This window comes from Streptomyces sp. Tek67B01, from assembly GCF_055231995.1.
In genome coordinates, this window is record NZ_JBUYUY010000001.1 from 3,443,573 (window position 1) to 3,456,236 (window position 12,664).

The window sequence follows — 12,664 nt, forward strand, 5'->3', positions numbered from 1 at the left end:
GGCCGTCGTACCTGATGGCGAATCAACACACCGCGGCCACCGGGCCACGAGCGCTACCGTCGTACGACGCGGAGGGGGCGGACACGCAATGAGCAACGACGACCAGTACGGTGGCGGCGGCTACGGCGAGGTCGGCGGCACGGGCCAGACCCGCACCCGCCTCCCCGAGGCCCCCACCGACCCCTACGGCACCCCCCGTCGCGCCCCCCGCGCCTCCCGCGGCCTCATCACGGTGGTCGGCGTCGTGGTCCTCCTCATCGCCGCCATCGCGTTCGCGAACCAGTCGGGGGACACCACCCCACCCCCCACGTCCGACAAAGCCCCGACCACCACCCCCACCTCCCCCACGGGCACCCACCCGGTGAACACCACCCCCGGCGCCCTCCCCAAGGGCTTCGCCCACGACGAACAGGGCGCCCAGTCCGCCGCCGCCAACTACACGGTCGCCCTCGGCTCGGACGGCATGCTCAAGCGGGACCTACGCCACGCGATCATGGACGCGCTGTACACCCCCGCGGCGGCGGCCGCCCGCAAGGGCACCCAGGACTCCGCGTACTCCCCGACCTTCCTCGCGAGCCTCGGCCTCGACGCCGACGGCAACCCCCCACAGGGCAGCACCTTCGTCACCCGCGCCGTCCCCATCGGGACCCGCGTCGAGAACTACACCCCCGCCAACGCCAAGGTCACCGTCTGGTACACGGGCCTGCTCGGCATGTCGGGACCCAAGTCGACCGACCCCGTACGCACCACCTGGAAGACCTGGACGTTCGAGCTGTCCTGGGCCGGCGAGGACTGGAAGGTCACCGCCGACACCCAGCAGGACGGCCCCGCCCCCGTCCCCGGCGACGTAGCCGCCTCCACGTCCGACGACATCAGCAAGGCCGTCAAGGAGTTCGGAGGGTTCACCTATGCCCGGTAGCCGCCGCAGCCGACCCTTCCGCATCGCCGGAACACTGGCCGCCGTACAGACCGCACTGGTCCTGCTGACCGCCCGGGCCTACGCCGCACCCACTCCGACGCCCACCCCCACGCCCAGCGCGTCGGCTTCCCAGAGCGGCAAGTGCGAAGGGGTCATCGGCCCGCTCAAGGAATCCTGCGAGCGCAGCGTCGGCGGCAGCCCCAGCGGCAGTCCCAACACCGGCCTGACCACCAACACCCCCGACGCCATCAACCCCCTCGCCTCCCTCGCCAAAGGCTGCGCCGACGCCGCCGCCTGGATCATCGGCAAGCTCGGCGAAGCCATCAAGGGCACGGCCACCGTCGACTTCACCAACCCCGCCTTCCTCCAGCAGTACGCGGTCGTCTTCGCGGCCAGCACCATCCTCACCCTCGTCCTGTGGCTCCTCGCCGTCGCCAAGCGCGCCATCCGCGGCGTCCCCCTCACCACCGCCATGTCCGAGGCCATCGGCTTCCTCTGGCTCACCGTCCTCGCCTCCGCCTTCACCCCCCTCATCCTCTACACCGTCGTCTCCGCCACCGACGCCGTCACCCAAGTCATCGCCACCGCCACCGGCGGCCAGGGCGACGTCTTCTTCGGCTCCTTCGCCGAAGCCCTCAAGAAGGGCGACAACATCGGCGGCGGCCCCATCATGCTGATCGTCGTCGCCCTCGTCACCGTCCTCGCCGCCGGCGTCCTGTGGCTGGAGCTCGTCATCCGCGCCGCCCTCCTCTACGTCGGCGCCCTCCTCGGCACCGTCGTCTACGCCGGCCTCGTCGACCGCAACATGTGGGGCCACGTACGCCGTTGGGCCGGCATCATGATCGCCGTCATCCTCGTGAAGCCGGTCATCGTCATCGTCCTCGGCCTCGCCGGCGCCCTCGCCGGCGACAAGGGCCCCGACGCCTTCTCCGCCGTCGTCTCCGGCCTCGCGATCATCCTCCTGGCGATCTTCGCCTCCGCCATGATCTACCGCTTCGTCCCCGGCTTCGGCGACGAGATCGCCTCCGCCCGCTCCAACCGCAGCAAGGCCACCGACGGCGCCCAGGCGGCCGCCGTCATCAGTTCCCCGGCCTCCCTCGTCTCCCAGGGCATCAAGACACACAGCAGCCGCGGCGCCCACCGCGCCGGCGGCGGCGAAGGCGGCGGCGCCCCCCGCCCCGCCAACCCCATCTCCGGAGGCGTGGCCGCCCACAGCAGCCGCCCCACCTCCGGCGGCGCGTCCGGCGGCGGAACCGTCCCCTCCGCCGCACCCGCGCCCCGCACTGGATCGAGTACGAGGAACACAGGAGGTGACGGGCGTTGACGACCCAGTCCCACCAGCTCCACCCGGTCGCGCCCCGCCGCACGTATCTCATCGGCCGAGCCCGGCCGAACGCGATCGTCGGCAAGAACCGCGAAACCGGCGAGATCGCCCTGATCATCGTCGGCGCGTTCTTCGGCATGATGAGCGGACTGCTCGTCCCCGACCTCGCCCTGCGCATCGTGAGCCTCGCCGGCTTCCCCCTGCTCGCGCTCGCCGCCGTGTACGTCCCCTACAAGGGCCGCACCTTCTACAAGTGGTTCGAGATCAACCGCAGCTACAAGCGCACCCTGCGCCGCGGCGCCGCCTACCGCTCCGGCGCCATGGAAGCCGGCGTCCGCGCCGCCGACGGCCGCGAAGTAGAAGTCGGCCCACCCCCCGGCATCGGCCGCATCAACTGGCTCGCCGCCCCCTTCGGCCCCGACGAGATCGCCGTCCTCCTCCACGCCGACCGCCGCACCGTCACCGCCGCCATCGAAATCGAAGGACCCGGCGTTGGCCTGCGCGACAGCGAGGACCAAGAAGCCCTCGTCGACCGCTTCGGCACCCTCCTCAAGCACGTCGCCAACGGCGACGGCTTCGTCACCCGCCTCCAGATGCTCGCCCGCACCCTCCCCGCCGACCCCGACGCCCACGCCAAGGACGTCGCCCAGCGCGGCGACACCAAGGCCCCCGTCTGGCTGCGCGACTCCTACGACCAGCTCCAGTCGATGGTGTCCACCTCCTCCGAGCAGCACCGCGCCTACCTCGTGGCCTGCATGCACTTCACGCGCGAACTCGCCGCCGAGGCCCACACCATCGCCCGCGCCTCCACCCCCCACAAGGGCCGCAAACTCGACCGCGACGCCGGACTCGCCATCGTCATGGCCCGCGAACTCACCGACATCTGCGCCCGCCTCGCCGAAGCCGACATCCGCGTCCGCCAGCCCCTCGGCCAGGGCCGCCTCTCGTCCCTCGTGCACTCCATGTACGACCCGGACCACCCCATCGACCACATCCAGGCCATGACCAAACGCAACGCCTGGCCCGCCGAACTCGACGCCGTGGAACCCACCTACCTCCAGGCCAAGACCCGCGAGTCCTCCACCCGCGCCCCCTGGTGCCACGCCACCGCCTGGGTGAAGGAATGGCCCATGACCCCCGTCGGCGTCAACTTCCTCGCCCCCCTCCTCGTCCACACCCCCGACGTCATCCGCACCGTCGCCGTCACCATGGACCTGGAGCCCACCGAAGTGGCCATCGAGCGCATGCTCACCGAGAAGACCAACGACGAGGCCGACGCCAGCCGCGCCGCCAAGATGAACCGCACCGTCGACCCCCGCGACATCGCCGCCCACGGCCGGCTCGACCAGAGGGGTGAAGATCTGGCCAGCGGTGCGGCGGGAGTCAACCTCGTCGGGTACATCACGGTGTCCTCGCGATCACCCGAGGCCCTCGCCCGCGACAAGCGCACCATCCGCGCCTCGGCCGGAAAGTCCTACCTGAAACTCGAATGGTGCGACCGCGAGCACCACCGCGCCTTCGTCAACACCTTGCCGTTCGCCACCGGCATCCGACGCTAGCCGGAAGGAAGTGCCGCCCATGCGAGATCCCATGTCCGCTCTGACGGACGCCTTCACCAGCTTCCTCTTCGGCAAGGTCGAAACCACCCGCCTGCCCGTCCGCACCTCCACCGGCCAGGCGCAGGCCGTCTACCTGCCCACCGCCGCCCCCGGCCTCGGCGACTCCGGCGTCATCATCGGCCGCGAGGTCTACAGCGGCAAGGGCTACATCTACGACCCCTTCCAGCTCTACGGGCAACAGCTCCCCGCCCCCCACTGGCTGGTCCTCGGCGAATCCGGCAACGGCAAGTCCGCCCTGGAGAAGACCTACGTCCTACGCCAGCTCCGCTTCCGCGACCGCCAAGTCGTCGTCCTCGACGCCCAGGGCGAGGACGGCGTCGGCGAGTGGAACCTCATCGCCCAACAGCTGGGGATAACCCCCATCCGCCTGGATCCCATCGCCGCCAACGACGACGGAATCCGCCTCAACCCCCTCGACCCGGCGATCACCACCACCGGGCAGCTCGCGCTGCTCCGCACCATCATCGAAGTCGCCATGGGACACGGCCTGGACGAACGCTCCGGCTTCGCCCTCAAGGTCGCGCACGCCTACGTCGTCGCAACGGCCCGCGACCGTCAACCCGTCCTCACCGACATCGTGGAACAGCTGCGCCACCCCAAACCCGAGTCCGCCGAGGCGATGAACGTCGACATAGACGATGTCCGGGCCTGGGGCCTCGACGTCGCCCTCGTCCTCGACCGCCTCGTCGACGGCGACCTGCGCGGCATGTTCGACGGCCCCACCACCGTCGGCATCGACCTCGACGCCCCGCTCATCGTCTTCGACCTGTCCCACATCGACCGCAACTCCATCGCGATGCCGATCCTCATGGCGATCGTCGGCGTCTGGCTGGAACACACCTGGATCCGCCCGGACCGAAAAAAGCGCATCTTCCTCGTCGAAGAGGCCTGGCACATCATCAACAGCCCCTTCGTCGCCCAGCTGTTCCAGCGCCTCCTGAAGTTCGGCCGCCGCCTCGGCCTGTCCTTCGTCGCCGTCGTCCACCACCTCTCGGACGTAGTCGACGGAGCAGCGGCCCGAGAAGCCGCGGCCATCTTGAAGATGGCCTCCACCCGCACCATCTACGCCCAGAAAGCCGACGAGGCACGCGCCACCGGCCGCGTCCTCGGCCTGCCCCGCTGGGCCGTGGAGATCATCCCGACCCTCACCCCCGGCATCGCCGTCTGGGACGTCAACGGCAACGTACAGGTCGTCAAACACCTGATCACCGAAGCCGAACGCCCCCTCGTCTACACCGACCGCGCCATGACGGAATCCTCCGCCCCGCAACTCCCCGACGATTTCCTGGCCGCCGAATTCGAAGCGGAACAGCGCGCCCTGCGCATGGAACGCCATCGCAACGGCGGCCCCGGCTCGGCGACCACGGTGGCGTAGCCATGCCCGACCCCCGACGTACGGACCCACCCGCGCGCACCGGCGGCATCCCCGACGGAGTCCTGGTCGGCCTCCTGGCCTTCCTCCTCGGCCTCGCCGTCCTGATCTGGTCGACCACCGGCCTGGCAGCCCTCTTCGCGAAGGGCGCCTGGCCGGCCACGGTCACTTTCACCCGTACGCCGGGGGCCGTCCGCGCCCTGATAACGGAACCACACGACATCGCCGCGGCATGGCCCGACACCGACCCCTCGGCCCTCTCCGGGTGGGGCCTCTTCTGGGGCCTCTTCGTCAGCCAGCTGCTGATCCTCCTGGTCGTCACCGTCTTCACCATGGGCGTCATCACCCGCACCAAAGCCCGCCGCCGGCTTCCACCCTCCCCGGCGTTCGAGCCCGCCCCGGCACACCCGACCCCGCCGGCGTTCGAGGCCCGGGAGCCCGGGAACATCACCCCCGACAAGACCGCCACTCCGACCCTTACACCCACACCCGCGCCCACACCCGCCCCCACTGAAGACGCCTACCGCTACGGCTTCGGCTACGCCCCGACCCCCACAACCCCCCAGGGCCCCACAGCTGCCCCCCTCACAACCCCCACCCCCCGCATCTCCTACGCCCCACCCTCCACGCGCCACCACGCGGCTACGACCTTCCTCGCCTCCGCAGAAGGCGCGGCCCTCGTCGTCACCTCCTCCCCCACCCTCTGGGCCACGACCAAGGACGCCCGCGCCAAACTCGGCCCGGTCCTCCTCTACGACCCCTCCCACCTGTGCGACACCCCGGCCCGCATGCACTGGAACCCGACCGAAGGCTGCGCGGACCGCGACACCGCCGCCGCCCGAACGGTCGCCCTACTGGCCCCCGTACGCCCCCAGGCCCGCATGGACGCCGCCATCGCCGACACCGCGGAAACCCTCCTGCGCAGCTGGCTCCACGCCGCCGCCCTCGACGACCGGCCCTTCAAGCAGCTCCACCGCTGGGCCCAAGGCACCAACGCCCAGGACCCGGTCCGCATCCTGCGCACGCACCCCCAAGCCGTCGCGGGCTCCGCCGGCGAACTCGAAAGCGCCCTGACCGCCCACCCCCAACGACGCGAGCAGGCCCAGCACCTGACGGCACGGGCCCTGTCCTGCCTCACCTCGGTACACATCCGCGAGGCATGCAATCCCAATCGAACGGATTCGCTGACCCTGGCATCGTTCGTCACCGAGGGGGGAACCCTCTACGTGGTGGGCGAACCGCTGGAAGACCCCCGTACCCACCCGGGTGCGATGCCCCTGCTGACCGCACTCGCCGCAAGCGTGGTCGAGCACGGCCGTCGCATGGCCGCCAGGTCATCCCACGGTCGGCTCGACCCACCACTCACGCTCATCCTGGAAGACATCGCCGCGGTCGCCCCCGTCCCGCAGCTCCCCGAACTCCTCCAAGACGACACGCTTCCCCTCCTCGCCCTGTGCCGGAGCCGGGAACAGGCCCGCGCCCGCTGGCCCGAGGCCGCCGAGTTCACCCCCGCCGGCCCCCGGCAGCGCGACTAACCCCGCCCGGGCCTCGCGAAGACGTACTCCCGCTCCTTCGCCCCGCCCAGATCCCCCGGCATCGGCACGGTCACGCCGCTCTCCCGGAAACCGAACCTCCGGTAGAACGCCTCGGCCCGGGCGTTCTCCTCGTGCACGAAGAGACGTACGCGCTCCACCTCGGGCCCCTCCAACGACCACGCCCACTCCAGCGCGGCCTGGAACAACGCCTCGGTCAGCCCCGTCCCCCGCTGCTCGGCGCGCACGAACACACCCACCAGGTGCCCCTGCTCCTGCTCGACCACCTCACCGAAGTAGTCCGGCACGCCGGCCCCCTCGACCAGCAGCGTCACCGAGCCGTCCCACCGCCCGTCAGGCGCTTCGGCAATGAACTGGCGCGCCCCCCGCCCCTGGGCGGCCCGCTCGGTACGGCCCTGCCAGAACTCGTCCGGCTGGGCCTCCGCCTGCTCCACCGTCTCCAGGAAAGCGACGGCCGCAGCCGGGTCCCGAAGCGCGGTGAGCCGCAACTCCTTCGCCTTCTCCCACTCGTCGCGCCGCACCGGCCGTATTACATGTCGATTCATAGCAGCGAATCCAACCACTCCCTCTCGCGCAGCGCACGACATATTTCAGCGGTCGGGGCAACAGGGTCCGGAACGCAGAAAAGCCCCGCACCGAGCCGGTAAGGGCTGGTGCGGGGCTTTCCCACAATGATTGTTCGGCGGCGTCCTACTCTCCCACAGGGTCCCCCCTGCAGTACCATCGGCGCTGAAAGGCTTAGCTTCCGGGTTCGGAATGTAACCGGGCGTTTCCCTAACGCTATGACCACCGAAACACTATGAAGATATCCAACCGGATGAAAACACGGTCGTTACTTCAGAACTAACACAGTGGACGCGAGCAACTGAGGACAAGCCCTCGGCCTATTAGTACCAGTCAGCTCCACCCGTTACCGGGCTTCCACATCTGGCCTATCAACCCAGTCGTCTACTGGGAGCCTTACCCTCTCAAGGAGGTGGGAATACTCATCTCGAAGCAGGCTTCCCGCTTAGATGCTTTCAGCGGTTATCCCTCCCGAACGTAGCCAACCAGCCATGCCCTTGGCAGGACAACTGGCACACCAGAGGTTCGTCCGTCCCGGTCCTCTCGTACTAGGGACAGCCCTTCTCAATATTCCTACGCGCACAGCGGATAGGGACCGAACTGTCTCACGACGTTCTAAACCCAGCTCGCGTACCGCTTTAATGGGCGAACAGCCCAACCCTTGGGACCGACTCCAGCCCCAGGATGCGACGAGCCGACATCGAGGTGCCAAACCATCCCGTCGATATGGACTCTTGGGGAAGATCAGCCTGTTATCCCCGGGGTACCTTTTATCCGTTGAGCGACGGCGCTTCCACAAGCCACCGCCGGATCACTAGTCCCGACTTTCGTCCCTGCTCGACCCGTCGGTCTCACAGTCAAGCTCCCTTGTGCACTTACACTCAACACCTGATTGCCAACCAGGCTGAGGGAACCTTTGGGCGCCTCCGTTACCCTTTGGGAGGCAACCGCCCCAGTTAAACTACCCATCAGACACTGTCCCTGATCCGGATCACGGACCGAGGTTAGACATCCAGCACGACCAGAGTGGTATTTCAACGGCGACTCCACCATGACTGGCGTCACGGCTTCAAAGTCTCCCACCTATCCTACACAAGCCGAACCGAACACCAATATCAAACTGTAGTAAAGGTCCCGGGGTCTTTCCGTCCTGCTGCGCGAAACGAGCATCTTTACTCGTAGTGCAATTTCACCGGGCCTATGGTTGAGACAGTCGAGAAGTCGTTACGCCATTCGTGCAGGTCGGAACTTACCCGACAAGGAATTTCGCTACCTTAGGATGGTTATAGTTACCACCGCCGTTTACTGGCGCTTAAGTTCTCAGCTTCGCACGCCCGAAAGCGCACTAACCGGTCCCCTTAACGTTCCAGCACCGGGCAGGCGTCAGTCCGTATACATCGCCTTACGGCTTCGCACGGACCTGTGTTTTTAGTAAACAGTCGCTTCTCGCTGGTCTCTGCGGCCACCCCCAGCTCAGGAAGCAAGTTCCTTCACCAGTGATGGCCCCCCTTCTCCCGAAGTTACGGGGGCATTTTGCCGAGTTCCTTAACCATAGTTCACCCGAACGCCTCGGTATTCTCTACCTGACCACCTGAGTCGGTTTAGGGTACGGGCCGCCATGAAACTCGCTAGAGGCTTTTCTCGACAGCATAGGATCATCCACTTCACCACAATCGGCTCGGCATCAGGTCTCAGCCTTAATGAGGGACGGATTTGCCTACCCCTCGGCCTACACCCTTACCCCGGGACAACCACCGCCCGGGCTGGACTACCTTCCTGCGTCACCCCATCGCTTACCTACTACAAGTCTGGTTCGTCGGCTCCACCACTTTCCTTTCCCCGAAGGGTCCGGAACGGCTTCACGGACTTAGCATCGCCTGATTCGATATTGGGCGTTTCAAAGCGGGTACCGGAATATCAACCGGTTGTCCATCGACTACGCCTGTCGGCCTCGCCTTAGGTCCCGACTTACCCTGGGCAGATCAGCTTGACCCAGGAACCCTTAGTCAATCGGCGCACACGTTTCTCACGTGTGTATCGCTACTCATGCCTGCATTCTCACTCGTGAACCGTCCACAACTAGCTTCCGCTGCTGCTTCACCCGGCACACGACGCTCCCCTACCCATCACAACACCCGTTGGGGCTTATTGCTGCAATGACACGACTTCGGCGGTACGCTTGAGCCCCGCTACATTGTCGGCGCGGAATCACTTGACCAGTGAGCTATTACGCACTCTTTCAAGGGTGGCTGCTTCTAAGCCAACCTCCTGGTTGTCTCTGCGACTCCACATCCTTTCCCACTTAGCGTACGCTTGGGGGCCTTAGTCGATGCTCTGGGCTGTTTCCCTCTCGACCATGGAGCTTATCCCCCACAGTCTCACTGCCGTGCTCTCACTTACCGGCATTCGGAGTTTGGCTAAGGTCAGTAACCCGGTAGGGCCCATCGCCTATCCAGTGCTCTACCTCCGGCAAGAAACACACGACGCTGCACCTAAATGCATTTCGGGGAGAACCAGCTATCACGGAGTTTGATTGGCCTTTCACCCCTAACCACAGGTCATCCCCCAGGTTTTCAACCCTGGTGGGTTCGGTCCTCCACGAAGTCTTACCTCCGCTTCAACCTGCCCATGGCTAGATCACTCCGCTTCGGGTCTAGAGCGTGCAACTCAATCGCCCTATTCGGACTCGCTTTCGCTACGGCTTCCCCACACGGGTTAACCTCGCTACACACCGCTAACTCGCAGGCTCATTCTTCAAAAGGCACGCAGTCACGACCGTTGTTCCGAAGAACAACGGCGACGCTCCCACGGCTTGTAGGCACACGGTTTCAGGTACTATTTCACTCCGCTCCCGCGGTACTTTTCACCATTCCCTCACGGTACTATCCGCTATCGGTCACCAGGGAATATTTAGGCTTAGCGGGTGGTCCCGCCAGATTCACACGGGATTTCTCGGGCCCCGTGCTACTTGGGAGATTCTTAAGCAAGCCGCTGATGTTTCGTCTACGGGGGTCTTACCCTCTACGCCGGACCTTTCGCATGTCCTTCGACTACATCAACGGTTTCTGACTCGCCGACCGGCCGGCAGACCGATCAAAAGAATTCCCACAACCCCGCATGCGCAACCCCTGCCGGGTATCACACGCATACGGTTTGGCCTCATCCGGTTTCGCTCGCCACTACTCCCGGAATCACGGTTGTTTTCTCTTCCTGAGGGTACTGAGATGTTTCACTTCCCCTCGTTCCCTCCACACTGCCTATGTGTTCAGCAGTGGGTGACAGCCCATGACGACTGCCGGGTTTCCCCATTCGGACACCCCCGGATCAAAGCTCAGTTGGCAGCTCCCCGGGGCCTATCGCGGCCTCTCACGTCCTTCATCGGTTCCTGGTGCCAAGGCATCCACCGTGCGCCCTTAAAAACTTGGCCACAGATGCTCGCGTCCACTGTGTAGTTCTCAAGCAACGACCAGCCACCCATCACCCTGCACCGAAGCACAAGTTCACTGGGGCCGGCATCGCAGAAGGACAGCCATACGGCCGTACCCTCAGACACCCAACAACGTGCCAAGCACGATCCCGTCCACTGTCACTGTGTTCCACGCCGAAGCAGTACTTACAGGAAGTTTCCGAAACCGTGCCAACTAATCAACGTTCCACCCATGAGCTGACCGTGCAGAACATTTGTCTGCAATCGGTACTGTGCTCCTTAGAAAGGAGGTGATCCAGCCGCACCTTCCGGTACGGCTACCTTGTTACGACTTCGTCCCAATCGCCAGTCCCACCTTCGACAGCTCCCTCCCTTACGGGTTGGGCCACCGGCTTCGGGTGTTACCGACTTTCGTGACGTGACGGGCGGTGTGTACAAGGCCCGGGAACGTATTCACCGCAGCAATGCTGATCTGCGATTACTAGCAACTCCGACTTCATGGGGTCGAGTTGCAGACCCCAATCCGAACTGAGACCGGCTTTTTGAGATTCGCTCCACCTCACGGTATCGCAGCTCATTGTACCGGCCATTGTAGCACGTGTGCAGCCCAAGACATAAGGGGCATGATGACTTGACGTCGTCCCCACCTTCCTCCGAGTTGACCCCGGCGGTCTCCTGTGAGTCCCCATCACCCCGAAGGGCATGCTGGCAACACAGGACAAGGGTTGCGCTCGTTGCGGGACTTAACCCAACATCTCACGACACGAGCTGACGACAGCCATGCACCACCTGTATACCGACCACAAGGGGGGCACTATCTCTAATGCTTTCCGGTATATGTCAAGCCTTGGTAAGGTTCTTCGCGTTGCGTCGAATTAAGCCACATGCTCCGCTGCTTGTGCGGGCCCCCGTCAATTCCTTTGAGTTTTAGCCTTGCGGCCGTACTCCCCAGGCGGGGAACTTAATGCGTTAGCTGCGGCACCGACGACGTGGAATGTCGCCAACACCTAGTTCCCAACGTTTACGGCGTGGACTACCAGGGTATCTAATCCTGTTCGCTCCCCACGCTTTCGCTCCTCAGCGTCAGTAATGGCCCAGAGATCCGCCTTCGCCACCGGTGTTCCTCCTGATATCTGCGCATTTCACCGCTACACCAGGAATTCCGATCTCCCCTACCACACTCTAGCTAGCCCGTATCGAATGCAGACCCGAGGTTAAGCCTCGGGCTTTCACATCCGACGTGACAAGCCGCCTACGAGCTCTTTACGCCCAATAATTCCGGACAACGCTTGCGCCCTACGTATTACCGCGGCTGCTGGCACGTAGTTAGCCGGCGCTTCTTCTGCAGGTACCGTCACTTTCGCTTCTTCCCTGCTGAAAGAGGTTTACAACCCGAAGGCCGTCATCCCTCACGCGGCGTCGCTGCATCAGGCTTTCGCCCATTGTGCAATATTCCCCACTGCTGCCTCCCGTAGGAGTCTGGGCCGTGTCTCAGTCCCAGTGTGGCCGGTCGCCCTCTCAGGCCGGCTACCCGTCGTCGCCTTGGTGGGCCATTACCCCACCAACAAGCTGATAGGCCGCGGGCTCATCCTTCACCGCCGGAGCTTTCAACCCCCGCCCATGCAGGCAGGAGTATTATCCGGTATTAGACCCCGTTTCCAGGGCTTGTCCCAGAGTGAAGGGCAGATTGCCCACGTGTTACTCACCCGTTCGCCACTAATCCACCCCGAAGGGCTTCATCGTTCGACTTGCATGTGTTAAGCACGCCGCCAGCGTTCGTCCTGAGCCAGGATCAAACTCTCCATGAATGCTTACCCGTAATCGGGTGAAACACACACTTAGAGCGGGTCAACCAAGGTCGGAATAAGACCGGTCGACCACAACGT

Annotated in this window: 6 protein-coding genes and 3 rRNA genes; 5 read left to right on the plus strand and 4 right to left on the minus strand. The window is 65.1% G+C overall.

The features are described 5' to 3' along the window. Positions 1 to 88 precede the first annotated feature (88 nt). Genes ACV7NM_RS15480 through ACV7NM_RS15500 form a run of 5 tightly spaced genes read left to right on the plus strand, consistent with a single transcriptional unit; the run spans position 89 to position 6,769 of the window. Entirely contained in the window at positions 89 to 919 is an 831-nt protein-coding gene (locus tag ACV7NM_RS15480; protein WP_463410831.1) for a hypothetical protein, read from the plus strand. Beyond that, positions 909 to 2,243, plus strand: coding sequence for a hypothetical protein (locus ACV7NM_RS15485; RefSeq protein ID WP_463410832.1), 1,335 nt, complete (start codon positions 909 to 911; stop codon positions 2,241 to 2,243). The genes ACV7NM_RS15480 and ACV7NM_RS15485 overlap by 11 nt, the downstream gene beginning before the upstream one ends. Beyond that, the gene (locus tag ACV7NM_RS15490; protein WP_463410833.1) at positions 2,240 to 3,802 is read left to right on the plus strand and encodes an SCO6880 family protein; all 1,563 of its coding nucleotides are present in this window, start codon (positions 2,240 to 2,242) and stop codon (positions 3,800 to 3,802) included. Before ACV7NM_RS15485 ends, ACV7NM_RS15490 begins: the two co-directional genes overlap by 4 nt. A 19-nt stretch (positions 3,803 to 3,821) precedes the next feature. Then, positions 3,822 to 5,237, plus strand: a complete 1,416-nt coding sequence (locus ACV7NM_RS15495; protein ID WP_463410834.1) for an ATP-binding protein — start codon at positions 3,822 to 3,824, stop codon at positions 5,235 to 5,237. Between the two features lie 2 nt (positions 5,238 to 5,239). Then, positions 5,240 to 6,769 carry a type VI secretion protein gene (locus ACV7NM_RS15500; protein ID WP_463410835.1) on the plus strand — a complete coding sequence of 510 codons (1,530 nt, stop codon included), beginning with the start codon at positions 5,240 to 5,242 and terminating at the stop codon, positions 6,767 to 6,769. Here ACV7NM_RS15500 and ACV7NM_RS15505 read toward each other — a convergent pair. The 4 genes from ACV7NM_RS15505 to ACV7NM_RS15520 all read right to left on the minus strand — a co-directional run bounded on the left by ACV7NM_RS15505 (position 6,766) and on the right by ACV7NM_RS15520 (position 12,586). Then, the gene (locus ACV7NM_RS15505; protein ID WP_463410836.1) at positions 6,766 to 7,332 is read right to left on the minus strand and encodes a GNAT family N-acetyltransferase; all 567 of its coding nucleotides are present in this window, start codon (positions 7,330 to 7,332) and stop codon (positions 6,766 to 6,768) included. The two genes, ACV7NM_RS15500 and ACV7NM_RS15505, sit on opposite strands and share 4 nt — an antisense overlap. A gap of 132 nt (positions 7,333 to 7,464) precedes the next feature. Further along, positions 7,465 to 7,581: ribosomal RNA gene (gene rrf, locus ACV7NM_RS15510) — 5S ribosomal RNA — on the minus strand. A 73-nt stretch (positions 7,582 to 7,654) separates the two neighbouring features. Then, positions 7,655 to 10,778 (minus strand): 23S ribosomal RNA (locus ACV7NM_RS15515). A gap of 283 nt (positions 10,779 to 11,061) precedes the next feature. Then, positions 11,062 to 12,586: ribosomal RNA gene (locus ACV7NM_RS15520) — 16S ribosomal RNA — on the minus strand. Together the 16S, 23S and 5S rRNA genes form the textbook arrangement of a ribosomal RNA operon. Positions 12,587 to 12,664 lie beyond the last annotated feature (78 nt).